Origin of the sequence: Izhakiella australiensis (assembly GCF_002006995.1) — a bacterium.
GTDB classification, from domain to species: Bacteria; Pseudomonadota; Gammaproteobacteria; order Enterobacterales; family Enterobacteriaceae; genus Izhakiella; species Izhakiella australiensis.
The window spans coordinates 145,688-169,501 of the sequence record NZ_MRUL01000002.1 but is presented as its reverse complement, the minus strand read 5'-3'; the positions used below and the strand labels follow the sequence as shown (position 1 = coordinate 169,501).

The window sequence follows — 23,814 nt, the reverse complement described above, 5'->3', positions numbered from 1 at the left end:
TTTATCTCCTGGTTACCGGGAGCAATAAAACTTCACCCGCCTGGCGCTTCATGCCATTATCCCCTCCTGAGCGATCAGGGATAATAGGGAGGACCGCCTTGGGGCGCTGTCTTAAAACCGTCGGAATAATATTTCTAATCATTATTATACTGTTAGGCGTGCTGCTTGTCAGTGCATCTGGCTGGTTGCCCGCGGTCATTGCCTTCTGGCTTCCGGACCGGGCGCGGGTGGAGTTGAGCGGGCGCTTTGGCTGGCAGCACGGTCAGCTGCAATTTCCCGCATTACGCTACTGGCAGGATAACTGCCTGCTGGCATCGCTGGATGGTGCCGCTCTTGGTCGCAATAAAGGCCGCTGGCTGTTACAGGCAACCAGCGCGAATCTTGACAGTCAGTGCCTGAGTAAAATTCCTGCCGGCGAATCCAGTCAGCCAGGCCGCACCCTCGGCGATTGGCAGCGGCTGTTGCCTGATGCACAGCTGGATATCGGTAAGCTCACCGTTACGCCATGGCAGGACTGGGCCGGGAGCGTTCATCTTACCCTTGATGCGCAGCAGCAGCAGATCCGCTACTCCGGCGATAATCTTCAGCTCGACGCCCGGATTACCGGTCGTGAGTTAGTCATCCAACGATTGATGCTACCCCTGGCCGGCGCCGCTCAACCGGTTACGCTGCAGGGTAAGCTGTTGCTCCCTGATATGCCCGATAGTCTGCCTGAGAGCGGCGAATTAACCGGCCGTTTACAGGTCGCCAGCGTGCCGGCGCCGCTGGATATTATGTTGAAGTGGCAACAGCAGCAGGGCGAGCTGAACGTGGTGGCCGGGGGCGAAGAAAAACCCTTGTTACAGCTACCCTGGCAGGCCGACGCCAGGCAGATTCAGATTGATAAAGGCCAGTGGCAATGGCCCTGGGCGGGGCAGCCTCTATCGGGCGGTTTGACGCTACAGGTAGACGACTGGCAAAAAGGCATCGGCCAGGCGGTGCTCAGCGGGCGCCTGAATGTGCTGACCAGCGGGCGTGGCGGTCGGGGTAACGTCGTTATCAGCGTTGGACCCGGTAAGCCAGACTGGCAAAATAGCCAGATACCGCTACAAATCACCGGTGACAGCAAGCTAACAAACCTGCAGTTTTATTCCCGCCTGCCGGGCGAATTGCGTGGTCCGATCCTCGATCCGGTACTCTACTTTTCGCCCGGCGCGCTGATGCGCATGCGCGGGCGGCTGCTTTCAACGCTGGAAGTGGATGAAGCGCGCTGGCCGCTGGCTGGCGTACGGCTTTCCAGCGCCGGCATCAGCGGCCGGCTACAGGCCATTCTCAGCGCTCACGATCCCAATATGGGCGAATTTCGTTTGCACCTTGATGGCGGCGCCCGTGACTTTTGGCCGGATAAAGGGCTCTGGCGCTGGCGCTACTGGGGCCAGGGGCACATCAAACCACTGGCTGCAAAATGGGATTTAAACGGCCAGGGCAGCTGGAACGATACGCAAATAGAACTGCAGAGCCTGTCCACCGGTTTTGACAAGCTAAGCTACGGCGCGGTTAAGGTTAACTCGCCGCGGCTGACGCTGGGCGAACCGGTTCGCTGGCAGCGCGATGCCAGCCATCCCTCTTTTAACGGTAATCTGAAGCTTGATGCCAAAGACACCCAGTTCAGCTACGGTGGTTTGCTGCCAGACAGCCATCTGGCATTGACGCTCAAGGGGCGCGATCCCGCCTGGTTTTTGTGGCGCGGGACCTTGCAGGCCGGCGATATGGGACCGGTACGCGTCAATGGCCGCTGGGATGGCGAACGGCTGCGCGGGCAGGCATGGTGGCCCGCGCAGTCGCTGTTAGTCTTTCAGCCGCTGCTAAGTCCGGATTTAAAAATGCGGATTCAGGACGGTACCCTGCGGGCGCAAGCTGCTTTTTCGGCCGCGGCCGGTCAGGGTTTTCAGGCTGGCGGCCACTTTGTGGTGCGCGACGGCTACGCCCGCATGCCGGATAATGAGATCCAGGGCGTGGATTTCTCGCTCCCTTTCCGTTTTAAACAGCACCAATGGTATTTTGGCGCGAAGCGACCCGTTGCGCTGCGCATTGCCAGCATAAAAAATCAGTTTGACCTGAAAAATATCAGCGCTGATTTACAGGGCTGGTACCCGTGGAGTCGCCAGCAACCGCTACGCTTGAGCAATGTGAGTGTCGAACTGATGGACGGCAAACTGTCGCTCGATAGCCTGGTGATGCCCCAGCAGGACGCCGCGAATGTGCGTCTGAGTCATATCAGCCTGAGCAAATTCATTACCGCGCTTAAGCCAAAGCAATTTGCGCTGTCAGGCTATGTTAACGGTATGCTGCCGCTGTGGCTGAACGATCGGCAATGGTTGGTGCATAACGGCTGGATAGCCAATGATGGTCCGCTAACGCTGCGGCTGGATAAAGACACCGCCGATGCGATCTCCGGCAATAGTATGGCCACCGGAGCGGCGATTGACTGGCTGCGCTACATGGAAATTTCCCGCTCATGGGCAACGATTGATCTGACTAATTTAGGTTGGTTAAAAATGACGGCGCAGGTAGATGGCGCCAGCCAGTTCAGCGATCGCAAACAGCGGGTGTCGTTGCACTACACGCATCGCGAGAACCTGTTCCAGCTCTGGCGCAGCTTGCGCTTTGGCGATAATTTGCAATCCTGGGTGGAAGACAATGCCAGCCTGCCGTCAAAAAAGGATACTTCTGATGACAAATAGCCTTAATTTCCTGCTGCTCGGCAGCGCATTAGTGCTTTGCGGCTGCGTGCCGCGCATTGAGGTGGCTGCGCCGAAGGAACCTATCACCATCAATATGAACGTCAAAATTGAACATGAGATTCATATTAAAGTCGATAAAGACGTGGAAGCATTGCTGAAAAACAACAATGACCTGTTCTGATAAGGATTAATCTATGAACATCAAGCGTTATGCCGGCTGGCTACTGGCGTTGATAATTATTTCACCGGCGAGCCAGGCGCTGACTCTGGCCGAAGCGCGCAGCAGCGGACGGGCGGGCGAGACGCTGAACGGCTATCTGGCAGCACGGCAGAATGACAGGGAAACGCAAGAGCTGGTTAATCGCGTTAATGCAGGCCGGCAACAGCAGTACCAGCGTCTGGCGCAGCAAAATAATCTGACGACGAGCGAAGTGGCGGCCATTGCCGGGCAAAAGCTGGTTGAGCGTGCCGATGCGGGAGAATATGTGCGCGGTATTAACGGCTTGTGGCTGCAGAAACAACCGCAGTGAACGTGACTGACGTAGCCTACAGATAACATGCGACCCGAAGATCGCATGTTATTAATCGGCTGCTGCCAGCTGAATCAGGCGGCGATGATTTGTTTCAGTACATCTTTAGCATCCGCAGAGGCTTTACCCGCTACGTCCGGACCGTAGGCAATGCCTTCGGCAAAGACAAAGTTGACTTCTGTCATACCGAGGAAGCCGAGGAACAGCTTCAGGTAAGGGGTCAGCAGGTCGCTCGGGGTGTCTTTATGGATGCCGCCGCGGCTGGAGATAACCACCACTTTTTTGTCTTTAACCAGGCCTTCCGGACCGTTTTCGCTATAGCGGAAGGTCACGCCGGCACGCGCTATCAGGTCAAAATAGCTTTTCAGCTGAGTTGGAATGTTGAAGTTGTACATCGGCGCGGTGATAACAATAGTATCGTGCGCGTTCAACTCGGCAATCAGTTCGTCTGACAGATCCAGCGCTTCCTGCTGGCGCGGTGTCAGCGTAGCATCTGACGGACGCAGCGCGCCAACCAGTTCACCATCTAAAACCGGAATAGGGTTAGCTGCCAGATCGCGTACGGTGATTTGATCTGTCGGGTGAGCTGCTTTCCACTCAGCAATCAGATGGTCAGCCAACTGACCAGAGGTAGAATAACCTGCCAGGATGCTGGATTTCAGGACAAGTACTTTGCTCATAGTTAATGTTTTCCTGTTTGGTTAATACGGAACGCTTACCGTCCAATGGGTTACACTTTATGAGCAAAACCTTTTCAGAGAAAGAGCAATATTTCGAGTTCTATATTCGAATTTATTGAACAAGTGCAGGCACGGCAGCCAGACTGGCGCTGATTGTGATAATATGCCGTGCTTATCAGCTGTCCACAGCACGTGAAGTTAAATCAGGCCTATTGTTGTCTCACAACCGGATAATCATGTCAGAAACACCACATACTTCTCTGCAGGCGCTCTGGTCGCGACTTGATACCCTGACGCTACGCGATCGTCAGCGGCTACAGCGTCGCCTGCAGGGGGCAAAAAAAATTCGTAATCCCGCGCAGCAGCAGGCGATAGCCGGCGAAATTGAAAATGAGATCGCGCGCGCCGGGCAGATTGTCGCCGCGCGCGCGGCGGCGACCCCGGCGATAACCTTCCCGCAAAACCTGCCCGTTAGCCAGAAACAGCAAGAGATTGCCGATGCGATTGCCGGTCATCAGGTGGTGATTGTGGCCGGTGAAACCGGATCCGGTAAAACCACCCAGCTGCCTAAAATCTGTCTGGCGCTGGGGCGCGGCGTACGGGGTTTGATTGGCCACACTCAGCCAAGACGGCTGGCCGCTCGCACCGTCGCGCAGCGCATTGCCGACGAACTGGAAAGTCCGCTCGGCGGCTGCGTCGGCTATAAAGTCCGCTTTAACGATCAGGTGAGCGAGCTTAGCCAGATTAAGCTGATGACCGACGGCATCCTGCTGGCTGAGATTCAGCAGGACCGCCTGCTGCTGCAGTATGACACCATCATTATTGATGAAGCCCATGAGCGCAGTCTGAATATTGATTTTCTGTTGGGATACCTGCGTGAACTGTTGCCGCGTCGCCCGGACCTGAAAATCATCATTACCTCGGCGACCATCGACCCGCAGCGCTTTTCGCGCCACTTTAACAACGCCCCGGTGATTGAAGTATCGGGGCGCACTTATCCGGTTGAGGTGCGCTACCGTCCGGTCGTTGAGGATGTTGACGATGGCGATCGCGATCAGCTACAGGCTATTTTTGATGCCGTTGATGAATTAAGCGCCGAGGGGCGCGGCGATATCCTGATATTTATGAGTGGCGAGCGTGAAATCCGCGACACCGCCGATGCGCTGACGCGCCGCGAGCTGCCGCACACTGAAATCCTGCCGCTGTACGCCCGCCTGTCGAATTCTGACCAGAATAAAGTATTCCAGTCGCACGCCGGACGACGCATCGTGCTGGCGACTAACGTCGCCGAAACATCGCTCACCGTGCCGGGCATCAAATACGTTATCGATCCCGGCACCGCCCGTATCAGCCGCTATAGCTATCGCACCAAGGTGCAACGCCTGCCGATTGAGCCAATCTCGCAGGCGTCAGCCAACCAGCGTAAAGGGCGCTGCGGCCGCGTCTCGGAAGGCATATGCATCCGCCTGTACGCTGAAGAGGACTTTCTTAACCGGCCTGAATTCACCGACCCGGAAATTTTGCGTACCAACCTGGCCTCGGTCATTTTGCAGATGACGGCGCTGGGGCTGGGCGACATCAGCGCTTTTCCCTTCGTCGAAGCGCCTGACAAGCGCAATATTCAGGACGGTGTTCGCCTGCTTGAAGAGCTGGGCGCGATTACGCAGCAGGAGCAACGCTACACGTTAACGGAATCCGGGCGGGCGCTTTCACAGCTGCCGGTCGACCCACGTCTGGCGCGTATGGTGCTGGAAGCGCCGAAAATGGCCGCGCTGCGTGAAGTGATGATTATCGTTTCTGCGCTGTCGATCCAGGATCCGCGTGAGCGTCCGGTAGAGCGCCAGCAGGCTGCGGATGAAAAGCATCGTCGCTTTGCCGATAAAGATTCCGATTTTATCGCCTTCGTTAACCTGTGGGACTATCTGCAGGAACAGCAAAAAGCGCTGTCATCCGCCCAGTTCAGGCGTCAGTGCAAAACGGATTTTCTCAACTATCTGCGGGTGCGCGAATGGCAGGATATCTATACCCAGCTGCGCCAGGTGGTGCGCGAACTGGGGCTGACGGTTAACCGCGAGGCGGCGGATTTTCGCGGCGTCCACTGTGCACTGCTGACCGGGTTACTGTCGCATATTGGGCAAAAGGATGCGGAAAAGCCGGAGTTTATCGGCGCACGAAATGCCCATTTCAGCATATTCCCCGGCTCCGGGCTGTTTAAAAAGCCGCCTAAATGGACCATGGTGGCGGAACTGGTGGAAACCAGCCGGCTATGGGGGCGCATTGCGGCGCGCATCGAGCCTGAATGGGTTGAACCGCTGGCGCAGCATCTGCTGAAACGCAGTTACAGCGAACCGCACTGGGAGAAAAGTCAGGGCGCGGTAATGGCAACGGAGAAAGTAACGCTGTACGGCCTGCCGGTGGTCGCCGCCCGTAAGGTAAACTACGGCCATATCGACCCGCAGCTGTCGCGAGAACTGTTTATCCGCCATGGGATGGTGGAGGGTGAATGGCAGACCCGGCACGCCTTTTTTAAAATGAATCAGAAGCTGCGGGCCGAGATTGAAGAGCTCGAACATAAAACCCGCCGACGCGACATTCTGGTTGATGATGAATCACTGTTTGCTTTCTACGATCAGCGCGTTGGTCATGAAGTGGTTTCTTCGCGACATTTTGACAGCTGGTGGAAGCGCGCCAGTCAACAGCAGCCTGAGCTGCTCAACTTTGAGCGCGAGATGCTGATTAAGGACGGCGCAGGTAACGTCAGCAAGCTCGACTTCCCCAATTTCTGGCAGCAGGGCAATTTGAAACTGCGGCTTAGCTATCAGTTTGAGCCTGGCACCGATGCTGACGGCGTGACGTTGCATATTCCGCTGCCGCTGCTTAATCAGGTTGAAGAGCGGGGCTTTGAGTGGCAGATCCCCGGTTTGCGCCAGCAGCTGGTCATTGCGTTAATCAAATCGCTGCCCAAGGTGGTCCGACGCAATTTCGTCCCGGCGCCGAACTATGCCGACGCCTTCCTCAGTCGGGCTACGCCATTAGAACAGCCGCTGCTGGATGCGCTTGAGCGTGAATTTCGCCGCATGAGCGGCGTGACCATCGATCGCGACAGCTGGCAGTGGGATATGGTCGCCGATCATCTGAAAATGACCTTTCGCGTGGTGGATGAGAACCAGCGCACTCTGCGTGAAGGCAAAGATCTGCACGCCCTCAAGCTGGCACTGAAGGCCAAAGTGCAGGAAACGCTGTCCCACGTCGCCGATGAAGGTCTGGAGCAAAACGATCTGCATCTGTGGAGTTTTGGCGATCTGCCGCGTCACTACGAGCAAAAGCGCGGAGCGTACAGCGTAAAAGCCTGGCCGGCATTGGTTGATGAAAAACAGAGTGTGGCGATCCGGCTGTTTGATTCGCAATATGAGCAACAGCAGGCTATGCGTGCGGGACTGCGCCGTCTGCTGCTGTTGAATATTCCTTCGCCGATCAAGTATCTGCATGACAAACTGCCTAATAAAGCCAAGCTGGGACTCTACTTTAATCCTTATGGCAAAGTGCTGGATTTAATTGACGACTGCATCGCCTGCGGGGTCGACAAGCTGGTTGACGAAGCCGGCGGCCCGGTCTGGCAGGAGCAGGCGTTTCGTCAGCTGCACGACAACGTTCGCGCGGAGCTGAATGATACCGTCGTGGCTATTGCCCGCCAGGTAGAGCAGGTTCTGACCATGGTATTCACCATTAACAAGCGCTTAAAAGGGCGGGTGGATATGACGCTGGCGCTGGCGCTTTCGGATATTAAAGCGCAGATGAATGGCCTGGTCTTCCGTGGATTTGTTACCACCATTGGTTGGCGGCGCCTGCCGGACCTGCTGCGTTATCTGAACGCGATTGAACGACGGCTGGAAAAATTACCGGTCGATCCGCACAGCGACCGGGCGCGCATGCTGAAAGTCGAACAGGTGCAACGGGCATGGCTTGGCTGGCTGAATAAAATTCCGCTGCAGCAGCGCGATGCCGCCGATGTTGCAGAGGTTCGCTGGATGATTGAGGAGCTGCGAGTTAGCTACTTTGCCCAGCAGTTGGGCACGCCTTATCCCATTTCAGATAAGCGCGTGCTGCAGGCCATGGAGCAGATTTCCAGTGCGCCATAACGAAAACGGCTCCGTATAGCAGCGGAGCCGCCTTAGTCGGCGCTTATTCTTCTGCGGCGAGCTGCTGTAAATTATCGCGAAAGGCCGTTACCGCGATGGCGCGGTTATCGGCGCGATAGCGGTCGGCGGCGGCCGGCGCTGAGCTCTGAATACCGATAATTTGCCAGTCGCCATCAACGTTTAGCAGCATCGGCGAGCCGCTATCGCCCGGTAGCGTGTCGCACTGATGCGACAGCACATTTTTCTGCGCCCAGCCGGTTATCAGGCAGTCGCTGTGAGCGTACAGGGTGTCGAGATGGTCTTCCGGATATCCTGCCTGAGTTACCTTGCGTCCATCGGCCTTCAACGCTTCTGATAGCGCCTCGCGCGTGCCGTCGAACAGGGGAACCGGCGTTATGCCAGAGGGGGGATTGCGCAGAATAATCAGCCCGTAATCAAAGGGCGCGGCGGCAGAGGGAACGATCCAGCCGTCACCGTCAGCTTTTAGTTTTTTGCCGAGGGCCGGATCCACCCGGGTTTCAATATCGTGAATTTCGTAGCGCCAGCCCTTACGACCGGAGATAAAGCGCAGCGCGATGGCCTTATCAATCTTGCCGTCAGGCGGCGCCACCAGGCAATGGCCCGCAGTGAGCGCCAGATGCGCGGAGATTAAGGTCGCAGTACATAAATTACCGCTCTCCGTTTCCAACTGGCCGATAGCATCCCAGGGAACGCTGGTTACCGCTTTGACCGGGAGTCGTTGGTCGTGACCAAAAAACAGCGTCTTGTTTGCGTCTTCACGTTGGGTGTCGCGGTCCGCCCAACAGCAGTGTGAAAAAGTCAGACAACTTACAAAAATCACAGCCAGTATGCGCATACATCTCTCAGACAGGAGAAATTATAAGAATAATTTGTTACGGCAAATACGGTTATAACTATAGCCGTACAGCGATAAAAAGGGGAGATCAGGTTGATAAACAAACCGGTAAAAACGATTAGAAATAGAAGCTGGCAGCCAGAACACCGCAGATAATCATCACGGCGAAGATGATTTCAAATAAGTAGCGACGCAGCATCATCCGGCACTCCACTAAAGAAACACCCGGACGGGTCCGGGTGTCAGATTTAATTCATTCAGTACGGGATGCTTTCCCGTCCACATTATTTAGCAGCTGATTTTTTAGCTACTTTTTTGTGGTGTTTTTTAGCAGCCTGGGCTTTCTGAGCTACGGCTTTTTTATGCTTTACGTGTTTTTTGGCAGCCTGGGCTTTCTGAGCGGCGGCTTTTTTGTGCTTAACGTGTTTTTTAGCAGCCTGGGCCTTCTGGGCTACCGCTTTTTTATGCTTCACGTGTTTCTTGGCAGCCTGAGCTTTCTGCTCAGTGGCTTTTTTCTTCGCTACTTTTTTGTGATGCTTTTTAGCAGCCTGCGCTTTCTGAGCAGCGGCTTTTTTATGCTTCACGTGTTTTTTAGCTGCAACTTTAGCCGGAGCCGCAGTGGTAGCAGTTGTTGACGATGCCGGGGCAGCGGTAGTATCAGCGGCGAAAGCGACTGATGACAGACCCATGGCAGCGGCTACAACCAGAGCAAATAATTTTTTCATTAAAAAACCCTCAAGTTTCATTTCATTTAGCAGCCCACTGCGGGGCCGGTAAGGTCAATATATGCAAAGCTGAGGGGCGCTTCCGTGAGTGATTGGTATCGGTGTGTAACGGATTGTACAAACGCCGGTAAAAGTAAAAAAACGGCGCTCAGGAAAGGGGGCTTACCTGAGCCGAAATCAGGTCGTTGGCTATCGGCAAGCGGGCTAAACGTCGGCGTTAAAGCCGGATGCAGTCAGGACGTCTGCTGCATCCGCGGAGCAAAGGTAGCGAGCCAGCTCTCCGGCGGCTGGATTAAGCAGCGCCAGGGTATAGATGGCCTGAGGATTATAGTGCGGCGGAATAGTAAAAACCCGCAGCGACGGCAGTTGTTCGAGCTGTGGCCTGTAGCTGGCATAACCGATAAACATATCAGCGAAATCCTGCTCCAGTAGCCAGCCTGCGGCCAGCTGACCGGCTGGAACCGGCAGACTGTCCCGGCCGCCAACCAGCGGCATGGCCCGACTTAATAGCTGCGCCCCCAGCGACGGGTCGTCGCGGGCGATACGGCTAAACAGACTCAGGCTGTAATCGCCGGAAGGGTCGCAGCCTGCGGTAGAGGTTGCCAGGCGCAGGTCGGTACGGCGCAGCAGCGTCAGCCAGTTGTCATCCTCATCACAGCGTTCAGCGCGAACGGTAAGGCACAGGCTGTTGGTCGCAAAGGGCATGATTTTATGGGCAATCCCGGCAGCCAGCAGGCTTTGCGGATGCGCCTGATTAGCCGAAGCAAACAGGTCGCAGCGTCTGCCAGCGGTGATGGCTTCGCACAGCAATCCCGCCGGACCAAAGTGGGTTTGTTGTATCGTTGCGGCCTGTGGCCAGCGGGCCATAAGACGCGGCCAGACCGACTTCAGACTGCCAGCTGCCAGGATATACATTAGTTAATGCCCTGATAAGGGTGGCGATAAAAGCGCAAATACCAGCTGTTAGCGCGCTTTTGCATATCGATATCGGCGAATTTCTGCGGATAAAGTTTTTTCGCCATCCATAGCTCCCCTAAACCTACAGCTTCAGGCATGGGGTAACCCCAGGCTTTAGCATAGTCCGGCATCAGCCAGACGCGGTGATGACGGACGGCATCGATAGTTTGCCATTTGGGATCGCTTTCAATCTCTTTGACTACCTGCGGGTAGCGATTCTGCACGAAAATAACGTGCGGATTCCACGCGATAACCTGTTCCATTGAGACCTGTTTATAGCCCTTAACCGTCGCCGCAGCAACGTTCAGCGCGCCGGCATGGGCCATCATCAGGCCAGTATATTTTCCGGAACCGTAGGTAATCAGATCCGGATTAGCCATATAGGCGCGAGCGCGCTGTGCGTCCGGCAGGTTGCCCAGTCGTTCACTGACCAGTTTACGTCCTGCAAACGCGGCATCAATCAGCGCTTTACCTTCTTTTGGCTTATTAACGATATCTGCAATGAGCGTAATGCCTTCGCGCAGACCGCTATCGTAAGCTTTGCCCTCATCGCTCTGCGTCGGGTTTAGCTTGTCACGCTCGCCGGGCGCATCGTGGCGCAGCGAGATGGCGACTACCGGAATGCCCAGCGCGCTGATGCTGTCAATCATTTCACGCGGCGCATAGTTAGTGACGAAAACCACTTGCGGATGCAGCGTTACCAGCTTTTCCGCATCGACATGGGTAAGATCGCCCAGCATCGGGATGTTGTTCAGCTGCGGCACCAGCCTGGCATAGCTGTCGCCCAGCTCCTGTTTCCAGTTAGAAAGAATGCCGACGATTTTGTTGGTGGCATTCAGCTGTACCAGTAAATTCAGCGTTTGGTGCTGCAATACCACCACGCGGTCAACCTTATCAGGAATAGTAACCTGTCGTCCGATCTGATCGGTAATCACCCGTGATGCCATCGCTCTGGCGGTAAAACCCATAAGTAGCGCGGCTAACAATAGCAGCGGCGTCAGTTTTCTCATTACATTCTCCGGTTCGTTATATTTTTTATTATATAGCGAAATACCTGCGTTAAATATTGATTCTGATACAGATGCTGTGGGGTTAAATGCAGAAGAGCGGCATTAAGCCGCTCTGATAGTGATGCGCCACAAACTAAACGGTCGTTCTGCCAGTGGTGAACTCGTCGGTCAGATAGCGGCTTTCCAGATGCTGGCGGAACCAGCGCGGATTGAGATCCTCACCGGTGGCGCGGGTAATCAGCTCGCGGGTGCTAAAGCGACTGCCGTGCTGCCAGATATTCTGCTGCAGCCAGCTGAACACCGGTTGCAGATCGCCGCTGGCAATGCGCTGCTGTACGTCCGGCAGCGCCCGGCTGAGCGCCTGAAACAGCTGAGCGGCATACATCGCGCCCAGTGTATAGGTAGGAAAGTAGCCGAAGGCGCCATCGGTCCAGTGGATGTCCTGCATACAGCCGTTGCGATAATTACCTGTGGTATCAATGCCTAACAGCTGCTGCATTTTCTCCTGCCAGAGGGCGGGAATATCTTCAACCTCAATCTCCGCCTCAATCAGCGCCCGCTCAATTTCATAACGCAGAATAATATGGGCGGGATAGCTAACTTCATCGGCATCAACCCGGATTAACCCTGGCTGTACGCGCTGCGCAAGGCGAATAAAGTTCTGCTGATTTAACGCATCCTGCCCACCAAAATGGTTTATGACTTCCGGCAGAATGCGCGCCAGAAACGCCGGGCTGCGGCCCAGCTGCATTTCAAAAAACAGGCTCTGCGATTCGTGGATCGCCGTTGATCTGGCGTGGGCAATGGGTTGACCCAGCCACTGCGACGGCAAGTTCTGCTCATAGCGGGCGTGTCCGGTCTCGTGAATGACTCCCATCAGTGCCGACAAAAAGTTTTGCCCGTCATAGCGCGTGGTAATGCGCACATCCTGCGGTACGCCGCCGCAGAAGGGATGGGCGCTGACGTCCAGCCGACCAGCATTGAAGTCAAAGCCCAGCATTGCCATCGCGCTCAGCCCCAGCTGACGCTGGCTTTCAGTGGCGAAAGGGCCCTGCGGACGCTGGATGGGTTGCTGGTCCTGACGGGCGATAACGCGCTGCAGCAGATCCGGTAGCCAGGCTTTTATATCAGCGAAAATGCTGTCCAGCTGGTTGCAGGTATACATATCAAGCAGGGCGTCGTAGCGGGACACGCCGCTATTCTGCGCGCGAATTTCCGCCTCCTGCCGGCTGAGGCTGACGACCTCCTTCAGGTTTTCGGCAAATCCCTGCCAGTCATTGGCCGGACGCTGACTACGCCAGGCGTGCTCACAGCGCGAACCGGCAACCGATTTTGCTTCCACCAGTTCGCTCGGTAACACCACCGCCTGCTGCCAGGCGCGCTCCATTTCCGCCAGGTTCGCCAGCTCGTCGGAGGATAATGACGCTTGCTTAGCGCGCGCCAGATCCTCGCCGGTTTCGCGGCTGGTCAGAATTTGGTGCTGCAAGACGCCAAGCTCGGCCAGCGCTTCGCCTCGCGCCCGACTTCCGGCCGGTGACATCATCGTCATCATATCCCATCCGGCGATCGCCGAAAGGTGACTAAAACGGGAAAGGCGTTGAAAACGCTCAGTCAGGCGGGTATAGGCACTGGACATGAAATCTCCTTGAGAAGTTAACTTTTTTGATGCGATGGCAGATCAACCGGCCAGCAGAAACGCACGCTGGCACCGCCCAGCATGCTGCTATCGATGATAACCTGGCCGCCAAATGCCTGAGCGATTGAATGCACGATAGCCAGACCCAGTCCGCAGCCGCCGGTGGTGCGATCGCGGCTGGGATCGAGACGTACAAAGGGTTCAAATACGCGCTGACGCTCCTCAGGCGGAATACCCGGGCCGTCATCTTCTACCTGTAAAATTGCCTGATTAGTATAAAACCACAAGCTAACGCGCAGCTGATGCCGGGCGTAGCGCAGCGCGTTATTCACCAGATTGTCCAGCACGCGCTCCATCAGGCGCGGATCGGCCATGCCGATGTTTTCACCCTGCGGCGTCTCAAGGCGAATGTCATAGTCGGGATTAATCAGGCGAAAATCCGCCAGCTTTTCATTAAGCCAGCTGGCTAAATCGACGCGTTGAATATGCAAATCCACGCGCGGGCGATCAAGGCGGGCGTAGGTCAGCAGCTCTTCGATCAGCGCTTCCAGCTGGCCGACATCGCGATTCAGGGCCAGCAACTCCGTCTCGCTGAGGTTATCGCTCATCTCCAGCCGGTAACGCAGGCGCACCAGCGGCGTACGCAGCTCGTGGGCGATACCGTCAATCAGCTGCTTTTTACTGCTTACCAGGGTATTGACGTTATCCGCCATCTGATTAAAAGCAACGCCGAGGCGTGCCAGGCTGGAAGTGGCGTCGAAATGGATACGCTCGTCAAGATGGCCGTGGCCGAAACGCTGCGCGGCCTTCTCAAGGCGCAGCAAATCTTTCCAGTGAGGGCGCATCCAGATAAACACCGGTAGCGCCAGCGATATGCCAATAAAAAACATCAGTGAGATATCGAAAATGCGCATCTCATGGAGATAAAACAGGTAGGGAATAGGGCCGACGGCCAGCACATAATGACTGCGGGGAATGCGCTGTATGAAGGTGTATTCATCATCAAGCGCGACGATCTCGCCGTTACGCAGCCGCTTCAGGCTGCTGGCCTCCAGTTGATATTTATTCAGCGGTTCAATGTGCAATTTGAACGACAGATTGAGGTCGAGATTCTCAATGGTTTTATTCCAGTCGCGCGGCGGAATTTCACGCAGCTCGCTGCGCATCAGATAGAGTGAACTTTTCATCAGGTCATCCATCGATTCACGCCCGGCGCGCTCAGCGGTAAATTTGTAGACCAGGCCCACCAGCATGGTCATCACCAGAAAGCAGACAAACAGCAGTAAATAGAACTGAATGAACAGCTTTCTCATGGTGTATCCCAGGCGTGGGGAGCGAACAAATAGCCTTTATTGCGGATGGTTTTGATGCGATAAGGCTCATTGGCGTTATCAAGCAACTTTTTGCGCAGGCGGGATATTGCCACGTCAATGCTGCGATCCAGGCCGTCGTATTCAACGCCGCGCAGGGTTTTTAACAGCGCGTCGCGGTTCAGAATGCTGCCGGCGTGCGTTGCCAGCTCCCACAGCAGATCAAAATCAGCCGTCGAAAGCTGAATAATTTCATTATTCAGCGAGACCTGCCGGTTAATTGGATCGATAAACAGGGTGCCAAAACGCAGCGCCTTTTGTCCTGACGGGGCGGCGGGGGCGTCATCACCCTGTTGCAACGCACTGGCATTGCGCAAATGCAGCCGCAGACGTGCCAGCAAAACCGCCGGCGGGGTTGTTTTCAGAATGTAATCATTGGCGCCCATCTCAAGCGACAGAATATGGTTCATATCACTGTCCAGCGAGGTGAGTAAGACAATCGGGCCTGACCAGCGGTCCGACGCATTTAAATCACGGCACAGGGTCATACCATCTTTACCTGGCAGCATGATGTCCAGCATCACCAGGTCCGGGTTATTCGCCGCAATAGTTTCTTCGGCGCGATCGCCGCGACTTTCAACAATGACATCAATATCGTGCCGGCCAAGATAAGCGGCAATTAATTGACCCACATCGGGATCATCTTCAACAAATACGATCTTATTCATATTATCTGACATACCATAACAAGTAGCCCAGCTTAGCCCGATCCGCCGTCAAGGGCTATCACAGCGGCAAAAAAAGGGGCATACGAACAAAAAAGAGGCCGCAGAACAAACCATCCGTGCTAAAAAATTTGCATTTTATAGTATACACGCAGGGAACTATGCCATTATAAGCGCCGGAATTAGCCTGATGGGCTGTTATAGCTTAGCCTGCTAAAAGGAGAATTTAAGGTGTCTGACCGAAAGTTGCTTTCGTCCGCCAGCAGGGATCCTATCTGCATCAACTACCTTGATTTCCTTGCTGCCTCATGTAAAAAACGCTGGAGTTTTGTTGACGCCATCTACGGTGTTATGCCCATCTTCGGCATGGTGACGAAAAATCCGACAAAGAAAGCGCAAAACCGCACGGACGATTTGCGCGAGCTGGCGCTGCAGGTGCTTTCGACCCAGGTCAGCGATGAAATAAACATTGTGCGCCTGATTACGCTGGCGGAGCAGTTGCAGATTGCCAGCTTTGACATCCTGCTACCTTATACTCTCAGTGAACAGCAGATCGATATTATCCGTGCTGAGTACGTCAAGCCGGTCAGCATGCAGCTGCGTGGTGACAACTTGTCGATTATTGTTGCCGCCGCTGACGCGCTGTAATCGCTTATCTTCCCATTGCAGAAATAAAAAAATCCGCACCTTTGCAGGCTGCGGATTTTTTAGCGAGTGCTCAGCGGCGATTATTTAAACAGGTCGGCGCTGACCGTTACGTTACCGCCGCTCTGATTCTGCCATTCGCGGGTAACGTGATAATATTTAGCGCCTTTTTCAATACCGCGCTTGCCTACCGCATCGGAAATCTCAGCAGGCGTACCAAAGTGGCCGGTAAAGGTTACGCTGTCGAACGGCTGCATCTGCGCGGCGGTGATCGCATTCACTTCCTGAATTGAACGACCGTCTGGCTGCGTAACCGTATAGCGCTTGCCGTTCGAGCTCTGGGTTTCAAAGAAGCGCCCGACGCTGCTGCTCGGGGTGTCCGAACTGGCTACGCCAGGGATGGCAACGCGCTTCGCCTCGGCGCCGCCAGCGGCTAATGCCGCTTTACCCGCCTGGGAGTCGGCAGGGATCATATTGGACGTGTCCTGCGTCTGACGCTTAGCCGCATCCTTTTTATACACAAAGGCGGTGACGTACTGGTTACCGCCGTCGTTGGTATCAACCTGGCGGATGATGAAATAACCATAAGCGCCTTTGCGCGCTGCTTCACGGGTAATTGCATCTTCAACATCAGGCTGGCTGCGGAAAAAACCGCTTACGCTGACGGTATCATAAGGCTCAAGAGAATAGGCGAGGTCTTTAGGATACTGGCGCACGCCGTTATGCATAAGAAAGTGTTTGTTTTTAGTGCGTTCTGGCGCATTGGCTTTGTAAAGGTCAGCCGTTACGCGCCAGTTGCCGCCGTTACCGTTTAAGTCATTAATGCCCTGAACAAAGTAAGACGCCGCACCCATGGAGTCAGCACGCTTGGAGATTGCCGCATTGGCATCACCGATCGAGTTAAATTTGTCGGTAATGGATATGCGGTCGAATGGTTTCAGGGCTGCAGCCTGCTCTGGGGTCAGCTCGTTAGCTGCATGTGCCGACATTGCCGCCACCGAGAGCAGAGCCGAGGCCAGAAAGGTAATCTTGAGCTTCATAAAAAGTATCCTTCGCCTAACGCAAAAATATGAACAAAACGTGTCTGACTTTTGATGTGCAACAGAATAGTCGCCGATTATGGCACTAATAATGAACGCTGTCCCAGCCATTTTATGCGATGAAAACAGTATTTCGGCCGCGTTTACTGACGCGTGCCGATGACAGCTCTCATTGGGTTTAATCAGCGTTGTACCGGAATAAGTGGTAGATGATAACGGATATAACGTTAAGTGATTGTTATATTAATGCTTTATTAAATACGAAACAATAATGTTAAATATTTTCTTAGCACAAAATGATGCTTTGCTGGCCGGTAATAGGCCAGATTGACCGTATTTAACCACATTGTTTGCATTTTTATAGTGAAACGTTGTTTCAATCTTGTCGAAACGAAAAATGTACGACATATTTCCAGCAGGTTATGAATAGTTTGACACCGTTTTCAGCCGCTATGGCATTGAGGGGCTGAGACTGGTGTTACGGCTTACCTTCCATCTGAATAAGGGAAGAATATGATAATTGGAGTACCCAAAGAGCGCTGGCCCGATGAGCGCCGCGTCGCAGCCACGCCCAAAACCGTGGAGCAATTACTCAAGCTGGGTTTTCAGGTCGTTGTGGAAAATCAGGCGGGTCTGGCCGCCAGCTTTGACGACCACGCCTACCAGCAGGCTGGCGCGACTGTTGCCGACGCAGAGCAGGTCTGGCAGTCAGATATTGTGCTGAAGGTGAATGCCCCTGAAGAGGGGGAAATCTCACGGCTGCGCGCGGGCGCAACGCTGGTCAGTTTCATCTGGCCGGCGCAAAATCCACAGCTGCTGGAAAAATTACAGGCGCAAAAGGTCAATGTGATGGCCATGGATGCCGTACCGCGCATTTCACGCGCCCAGTCACTGGATGCGCTTAGCTCAATGGCTAATATCGCCGGTTACCGCGCTATCGTTGAGGCTGCCCACGAGTTTGGCCGCTTCTTTACCGGCCAGATCACCGCCGCGGGTAAAGTCCCGCCGGCTAAAGTTATGATTATCGGCGCCGGCGTCGCCGGTCTGGCGGCAATCGGCGCGGCTGGCAGTCTTGGCGCCATTGTGCGCGCCTTCGATACCCGACCTGAAGTGAAAGAGCAGGTGCAGAGTATGGGGGCGGAATTTCTCGAACTGGATTTTAAAGAAGAAGCGGGCAGCGGCGATGGCTATGCCAAAGAGATGTCTGACGCTTTTATTGCTGCCGAGATGGCGCTGTTTTCCGCCCAGGCGAAAGATGTCGATATTATCGTTACCACGGCGCTTATCCCGGGTAAACCTGCGCCGAAGCTGATCACCGCGGAAATGGTTGCCAGCATGAAGCCTGGCAGCGTGGTGGTCGATTTGGCCGCACAAACCGGCGGAAACTGCGAGCTCACCGTCGCCGGCCAGGTGACGACTAGCGCCAATGGCGTGAAAATTATCGGCTATACCGATTTACCCTCACGCCTGCCGACGCAATCCTCCCAGCTGTACGGCACCAACCTCGTCAACCTGATGAAGCTGCTGTGTAAAGAAAAAGATGGCGTTATTAGCATCGACTTTGACGACGTGGTGATCCGGGGCGTAACCGTGGTGCGTGAGGGCGAGCTAAGCTGGCCGGCACCGCCGATACAGGTTTCAGCCGCGCCGAAAGCCGCGCAGCCTGCGCAGCAATCCGCCCCTCAGCCGCAGGAAAAAGCACCGGCCTCGCCGTGGCGCAAATACCTGCTTATCGCCATCGCCATTATTTTATTTGGCTGGCTGGCTAACGTTGCGCCAGCGGAGTTCCTGTCGCACTTTACGGTTTTCGCACTGTCCTGCGTGGTGGGTTATTACGTGGTATGGAACGTCAGCCACGCGCTGCACACGCCGCTGATGGCGGTAACCAACGCCATCAGCGGCATTATCGTGGTGGGCGCGCTATTGCAGATTGGCCACGGCGGCTGGGTAACGCTGCTGGCGTTTATCGCGGTATTGATCGCCAGTATCAATATTTTTGGTGGTTTCACCGTGACTCAGCGCATGCTGAAAATGTTTCGTAAAAACTAAGGGGTAATCAATGTCTGGCGGATTAGTGACTGCAGCATACATTGTTGCCGCAATTCTGTTTATTTTCAGCCTGGCCGGGCTGTCAAAGCATGAAACATCGAAGCAGGGCAATATTTTCGGCATCAGCGGCATGGCTATCGCGCTGATTGCAACCATTCTGGGACCGGATACCGCCAACGTCGGCTGGCTGCTGGTCGCGATGGTGATTGGCGGCGCGATTGGTATTCACCTGGCGCGCAAAGTGGAAATGACCGAGATGCCCGAGCTGGTGGCCATCCTGCATAGCTTCGTTGGCCTGGCGGCGGTGCTGGTTGGCTACAACAGCTATATTGACCACCCGCCGGGATTGCCGGCGATCATGGAAAATATTCATCTGACCGAAGTCTTTCTCGGGGTATTTATCGGGGCGGTGACGTTTACCGGTTCGGTGGTCGCGTTTGGCAAGCTGCGCGGTAAGATCTCATCGCGTCCGCTGATGCTGCCGCACCGGCATCGGCTTAACCTGCTGGCGCTGGTGGTTTCGGCGGCGCTGCTGATTGCCTTTGTGCGTACCGAAAGCGGCGGGGTACAGGTTTTTGCGCTGCTGATAATGACGCTGATTGCGCTGGTTTTTGGCTGGCACCTGGTGGCATCGATCGGCGGCGCCGACATGCCGGTTGTGGTTTCAATGCTGAACTCCTATTCAGGCTGGGCGGCGGCGGCGGCGGGCTTTATGTTAAGCAACGATCTGCTGATCGTCACCGGCGCGCTGGTTGGCTCTTCCGGCGCCATTCTGTCTTACATTATGTGTAAGGCGATGAACCGTTCTTTTATCAGCGTTATCGCCGGCGGTTTTGGCACCGACAGCAGCAGCAGCGGCGAAACCGCTGAGGTTGGCGAGCATCGCGAAATTACGGTACAAGACACCGCAGAGCTGTTAAAAAATTCCACTTCAGTGATTATCACTCCCGGATATGGCATGGCCGTCGCGCAGGCACAGTACCCGGTGGCGGAGATTACGGAGAAGCTGCGCGCACGCGGGATTAAGGTTCGTTTTGGCATCCATCCGGTTGCCGGACGCTTGCCGGGACATATGAACGTACTGCTGGCCGAAGCCAAAGTTCCGTACGATATCGTGCTGGAAATGGATGAGATCAACGATGACTTTGCCGACACGGATACCGTGCTGGTGATCGGCGCCAACGATACTGTTAACCCGGCGGCACAGGAGGATCCGCGCAGTCCTATCGCCGGTATGCCGGTACTGGAAGTGTGGAAGGCGCAGAGCGTGGTGGTGTTTAAGCGCTCAATGAATACCGGCTATGCCGGGGTGCAAAACCCGCTGTTTTTCAAAGAGAACACGCAGATGCTGTTTGGCGATGCGAAAGCGACGGTAGATGCGATTCTGAAAGCGCTGTAAGGTCTGTCCTCTGCCAATAAAGCCCGTCACCTGTGACGGGCTTTATTGTTTAAGGCGCTTACTGGCGCGCTACTCTTCGTCGGTTTCCGGGTTCACCGGGCTGACAAAGCCATCGGGCTTAATTGCCAGCAGATCGCAGCGCAGATGATCGATAACCTGCTCGGCGGTATTACCAAGGAAAGCCGCTGAAATGCCGGTACGGCCAATGGTGCCGAGCACCACCACGCCGGTGTTCAGGTATTCGGCGATGTCGGGAATAACCTCTTCCGGTAATCCTTTTTCGACGTGGGTCATTTTTTCATCGATGGCGAAGTGCTGACGCAATGCTTTCATACCGATCAGATGCTGGCCGCGAATGGCATCGTTGTACACGCTGGGATCGAAGTCAGGTAGCTCAATGGCGATATTAATCGGCGTGATCGGGTAGGCGCTGACCAGATGAACCTCGGTGTGATTTACCAGCTCCGCCAGCTCGGTGGTTTCACGCACCAGTTTTTTATTCAGATCGTCATGGTGTGGCTCTTCGCTGCCCAGGTTTACCGCCACCAGCGCTTTGGCTGATTCTGGCCACGGCTGGTCTTTTACCATCCACACCGGGCAGGGGCATTTACGCAACAGATGCCAGTCGGTGGGGGTGAACACCACCGACTGCAAGCGGTCATGCTGGTGAGTCATTTTTAGCACCAGGTCGTGACCCGCTTCCATAACCTCGCGGATAATGGCTTCATAGGGACGATTGTGCCATACCACCTTGATGTCGATATCAATACCGGCGGCCAGATAGGCGCCGGCCTGTTCCCGAATCCATTCGGTACGCTGACTGATAACGCCTTTACGCATGCTGATGCGTTCGTCCGGCGACAGCAGGGTGGTCATCTCATAGGAAAAGTCATAAATAGGCAGGAATGCTTTAATTCGCCCACCGAGACGCTGGTTAAGATAAACCGCGCGGCGCAGCGCAGGTTGGTCATCCTGCGTTGGGTCGATCGCAACAAGAATGTTTTGATACTTAACCATAATCAGCTCTCCATAAACCTGAGGTTTCAGATTTAAAGATAGCCGATTAATCGCCAGGGAAGAAGCAGGGAAGTTGTAGGCTGATCAATTAACTAGCGAAAAATACGGATATGACTCACAGAAGGGAAAAAACCAGAGTTCGCCGCCGGTTGCGGCGAACTCTGTTGACGATCAGGCGCTGCAGCGGGCCTGCCCGGCCAGCTGGGCCAGCATGTCGTGGTTGGCAATGGTAATATATTTACCCTTAACCTCCAGCAGTCCGCTTTTCTGAAAACGTCCCAGCAGTCGGCTGATGGTTTCAACGGTCAGGCCCAGATAGTTTCCGATATCGCCGCGCGTCATGGTGAGGCGGAATTCACGCTGGGAAAAGCCGCGCTGACCAAAGCGCTGTGACAGGCCATAAATAAAGGCTGCCAGACGCTCTTCGGCGTTTTTCTTCGACAGCAGTAAAATCATATCCTGATCGCCTTTGATTTCACCGCTCATCAGGCGCATGATCTGCTGGCGCAGGTTAGGCATTTTACCGGAAAGGTCATCCAGCGTTTCGAAGGGAATTTCACACACCATTGCGGTTTCCAGCGCCTGAGCGAAGCTGGGGTGCTGATGAGCGCTGATGGCATCAAATCCGACCAGGTCGCCTGCCAGATGAAAGCCCGTAATTTGCTCATCGCCCTGTTCGGTAATGGTGTAGCTTTTAATGGTTCCGGAACGGATAGCATACAGTGACTTCAGCTCGTCTCCGGCCTTGAACAACGTCTGGCCTTTCTGAATGGGCTTTTTGCGCTCGATAATATTATCCAGCTGATCCAATTCATGATTATTGAGCGTAAAGGGGATGCAGAGCTGGCTGATGCTGCAATCCTGGCAGTGGATTGCACAGCCACCAGACTGAATGCGACGAATAATTCTCTTTTCCGGAATCATAATCAGGCTCCAACCATATATTGACTAAGGTCAATTTTAACATTTTTTTTGGCCTGAAAGAACTGGCTGGACCTGTCAAAAAGGTAAAAAACAGGAGAGAAAATGCACAATAACTCCCCTGGTTTTGATTTAGATCAAGTTATGACGATTTGTTCTGTGCCGCTACCGTTGAGCGCCAGTTTTTGGCCGCACTGGCTTTCGAAGGGTGGCCCGGCTGCTCGACGCGGATGATCAGCGTCAACACGCCGGCAAACAGATAAAGAGCGGTATAGGTCCAGACTACGCCCAGCACGCCGAAAAATGGCAGTACCATTGAGGCGATCGCCGGCGCCAGGAAGTTACTCAGGCCGGCCGAGAGGTTATAGATTGAGATCGCCGCGCCCTTGTGTTTCGGCTCCAGCGCCGGGAATACCGCGGTCATGGGAACGAAGGCCGCAACAAAGATACCAAGCATCACCGCCGGGATCATTGCCATCCAGTAATTGTGACCAAAGGTGACCGGAATATAGTAAAAGGCAAGGCTGGAAAGCGCCATACCGAGGCAGCCAAACCAGCGCACCTGTCTGATCCAGCCAATGGTTTCTCCCAGCACGCCCCACATCACGTTGGTGAAGATGGTGACGAAAAAGAATACCGCCCAAATCTGCAGCCATTCAGACATGGTAAAGCCCAGCTGACCGACAAACAGCATCGGCATCACCACGGCAAAACCAAACAGCGACAGGGTGTTGATAATACGGATCAAACAGGCAAGAAAAATATTACGGTTGGTCACCAGCAGCGTGCCTGCCCGCGACAGCTCGCGCATTTTGTCTTTTGGCGACAGATGGGCTTTAGCGCTTTCAACCCCGACGTTACGCAGGGCAAACATCGCCAGCAGCCCACCGGCGACCACCCAGGCGACGGCGAACCACAGGGTGCCGGTTTCGCCCATCCACGGAATGGTAAAGCTGGGAAGATAGCTACCGATGCAGCCGATGCCGATTGAATACATCGCCCAGAACCAGCCCATGGCGGAAGATACCTGATCTTTCGGTACGTTCTGCACGATCATCAGCACGAAAGAGTAGATAAATAAGGGATAAGCCAGCCCGCGGATGCCATAAAACAGCAGCATCAGACCATAATTACGCATACCCAGACCAAGGGTCATGAACAGTACGTGCATCACTACCCAGAGTACAAAGCCGATACGCATGGCCCGCTGCGGCGTGATGATTTCGGCTACCACGCCGGAGCTCCAGGCCGCCAGCGCGGCGGCGGCGCCATACAGGGTGAATACCAGCGCGGACTGGGCCGGACTAAAACCCATATCGGTAATATGCTTGGATAAGAAGGCCATTTCAAAGCCGTCGCCGCTCATAAATATTGCGATGGCGACGAAACCCCAGAGTAGCGAAACGGGGAGGCCAAACCAGCTTTTTTCTGATTGCATAGTAAATCCTCAAG

General features: G+C 54.8%; 19 protein-coding genes. 7 read left to right on the top strand and 12 right to left on the bottom strand.

Annotated elements, in window-relative coordinates; all coding sequences use genetic code 11:
* Positions 1–50: 50 nt before the first annotated feature.
* From BTJ39_RS04120 to BTJ39_RS04110, 3 genes are read left to right on the top strand one after another with little or no spacing between them, the layout of a single operon-like run.
* Positions 51–2,723 carry a YdbH family protein gene (locus BTJ39_RS04120; protein ID WP_078001410.1) on the top strand — a complete coding sequence of 891 codons (2,673 nt, stop codon included), beginning with the start codon at positions 51–53 and terminating at the stop codon, positions 2,721–2,723.
* On the top strand, positions 2,713–2,904 hold the full coding sequence (locus BTJ39_RS04115) for a YnbE family lipoprotein (RefSeq protein WP_078001409.1): 192 nt from the start codon (positions 2,713–2,715) through the stop codon (positions 2,902–2,904). The genes BTJ39_RS04120 and BTJ39_RS04115 overlap by 11 nt, the downstream gene beginning before the upstream one ends.
* Before the next feature lie 13 nt (positions 2,905–2,917).
* Positions 2,918–3,253 (top strand): YdbL family probable chaperone protein, encoded by a 336-nt coding sequence (locus tag BTJ39_RS04110; RefSeq protein WP_078001408.1) that lies wholly within the window; start codon positions 2,918–2,920, stop codon positions 3,251–3,253.
* A gap of 74 nt (positions 3,254–3,327) precedes the next feature.
* On the opposite strand, the gene BTJ39_RS04105 is transcribed toward BTJ39_RS04110, so the two are convergent.
* The gene (locus BTJ39_RS04105) at positions 3,328–3,933 is read right to left on the bottom strand and encodes an FMN-dependent NADH-azoreductase (protein ID WP_078001407.1); all 606 of its coding nucleotides are present in this window, start codon (positions 3,931–3,933) and stop codon (positions 3,328–3,330) included.
* A 236-nt stretch (positions 3,934–4,169) separates the two neighbouring features.
* Here BTJ39_RS04105 and hrpA point away from each other — a divergent pair, with 236 nt between their 5' ends.
* Positions 4,170–8,072, top strand: coding sequence for an ATP-dependent RNA helicase HrpA (hrpA, locus tag BTJ39_RS04100; protein WP_078001406.1), 3,903 nt, complete (start codon positions 4,170–4,172; stop codon positions 8,070–8,072).
* Between the two features lie 43 nt (positions 8,073–8,115).
* Here the strand turns inward: hrpA and BTJ39_RS04095 are convergent, their stop codons facing one another.
* The 7 genes from BTJ39_RS04095 to rstA all read right to left on the bottom strand — a co-directional run bounded on the left by BTJ39_RS04095 (position 8,116) and on the right by rstA (position 15,294).
* Positions 8,116–8,928, bottom strand: coding sequence for a trypsin-like serine peptidase (locus BTJ39_RS04095; RefSeq protein ID WP_078001405.1), 813 nt, complete (start codon positions 8,926–8,928; stop codon positions 8,116–8,118).
* A 284-nt stretch (positions 8,929–9,212) separates the two neighbouring features.
* Complete coding sequence (gene asr / locus BTJ39_RS04090; RefSeq protein WP_078001404.1) at positions 9,213–9,653, bottom strand: acid resistance repetitive basic protein Asr; 441 nt, start codon at positions 9,651–9,653, stop codon at positions 9,213–9,215.
* Positions 9,654–9,857: 204 nt separating this feature from the next.
* Positions 9,858–10,568: a substrate-binding domain-containing protein gene (locus BTJ39_RS04085; RefSeq protein ID WP_078001403.1), complete on the bottom strand. Its 711-nt coding sequence runs from the start codon at positions 10,566–10,568 to the stop codon at positions 9,858–9,860.
* Positions 10,568–11,578: an ABC transporter substrate-binding protein gene (locus BTJ39_RS04080; RefSeq protein ID WP_241825874.1), complete on the bottom strand. Its 1,011-nt coding sequence runs from the start codon at positions 11,576–11,578 to the stop codon at positions 10,568–10,570. The genes BTJ39_RS04085 and BTJ39_RS04080 overlap by 1 nt, the downstream gene beginning before the upstream one ends.
* 175 nt (positions 11,579–11,753) lie before the next feature.
* A complete protein-coding gene (locus BTJ39_RS04075) occupies positions 11,754–13,256 on the bottom strand; it encodes a carboxypeptidase M32 (protein ID WP_078001401.1) in 1,503 nt (500 codons plus the stop codon).
* A 17-nt stretch (positions 13,257–13,273) separates the two neighbouring features.
* Positions 13,274–14,569 carry a two-component system sensor histidine kinase RstB gene (gene rstB, locus BTJ39_RS04070; RefSeq protein ID WP_078001400.1) on the bottom strand — a complete coding sequence of 432 codons (1,296 nt, stop codon included), beginning with the start codon at positions 14,567–14,569 and terminating at the stop codon, positions 13,274–13,276.
* Positions 14,566–15,294, bottom strand: a complete 729-nt coding sequence (gene rstA / locus BTJ39_RS04065; RefSeq protein ID WP_078001741.1) for a two-component system response regulator RstA — start codon at positions 15,292–15,294, stop codon at positions 14,566–14,568. Before rstA ends, rstB begins: the two co-directional genes overlap by 4 nt.
* Positions 15,295–15,522: 228 nt before the next feature.
* On the opposite strand from rstA, the gene BTJ39_RS04060 reads away from it, so the two are divergent.
* Positions 15,523–15,939, top strand: coding sequence for a hypothetical protein (locus BTJ39_RS04060; protein ID WP_078001399.1), 417 nt, complete (start codon positions 15,523–15,525; stop codon positions 15,937–15,939).
* Positions 15,940–16,019: 80 nt separating this feature from the next.
* Here the strand turns inward: BTJ39_RS04060 and ydgH are convergent, their stop codons facing one another.
* The gene (ydgH, locus tag BTJ39_RS04055) at positions 16,020–16,976 is read right to left on the bottom strand and encodes a DUF1471 family protein YdgH (RefSeq protein ID WP_078001398.1); all 957 of its coding nucleotides are present in this window, start codon (positions 16,974–16,976) and stop codon (positions 16,020–16,022) included.
* Between the two features lie 513 nt (positions 16,977–17,489).
* On the opposite strand from ydgH, the gene pntA reads away from it, so the two are divergent.
* Entirely contained in the window at positions 17,490–19,025 is a 1,536-nt protein-coding gene (gene pntA, locus BTJ39_RS04050; protein WP_078001397.1) for a Re/Si-specific NAD(P)(+) transhydrogenase subunit alpha, read from the top strand.
* A 10-nt stretch (positions 19,026–19,035) separates the two neighbouring features.
* A complete protein-coding gene (gene pntB / locus BTJ39_RS04045; protein ID WP_078001396.1) occupies positions 19,036–20,424 on the top strand; it encodes a Re/Si-specific NAD(P)(+) transhydrogenase subunit beta in 1,389 nt (462 codons plus the stop codon).
* A 69-nt stretch (positions 20,425–20,493) separates the two neighbouring features.
* Here the strand turns inward: pntB and uspE are convergent, their stop codons facing one another.
* The 3 genes from uspE to BTJ39_RS04030 all read right to left on the bottom strand — a co-directional run bounded on the left by uspE (position 20,494) and on the right by BTJ39_RS04030 (position 23,800).
* Positions 20,494–21,441, bottom strand: a complete 948-nt coding sequence (gene uspE, locus BTJ39_RS04040) for a universal stress protein UspE (RefSeq protein ID WP_078001395.1) — start codon at positions 21,439–21,441, stop codon at positions 20,494–20,496.
* Positions 21,442–21,612: 171 nt separating this feature from the next.
* Positions 21,613–22,365, bottom strand: a complete 753-nt coding sequence (locus BTJ39_RS04035; protein ID WP_078001394.1) for an FNR family transcription factor — start codon at positions 22,363–22,365, stop codon at positions 21,613–21,615.
* 139 nt (positions 22,366–22,504) lie between these two features.
* Positions 22,505–23,800 carry an MFS transporter gene (locus BTJ39_RS04030; RefSeq protein WP_078001393.1) on the bottom strand — a complete coding sequence of 432 codons (1,296 nt, stop codon included), beginning with the start codon at positions 23,798–23,800 and terminating at the stop codon, positions 22,505–22,507.
* Between the last annotated feature and the right edge of the window lie 14 nt (positions 23,801–23,814).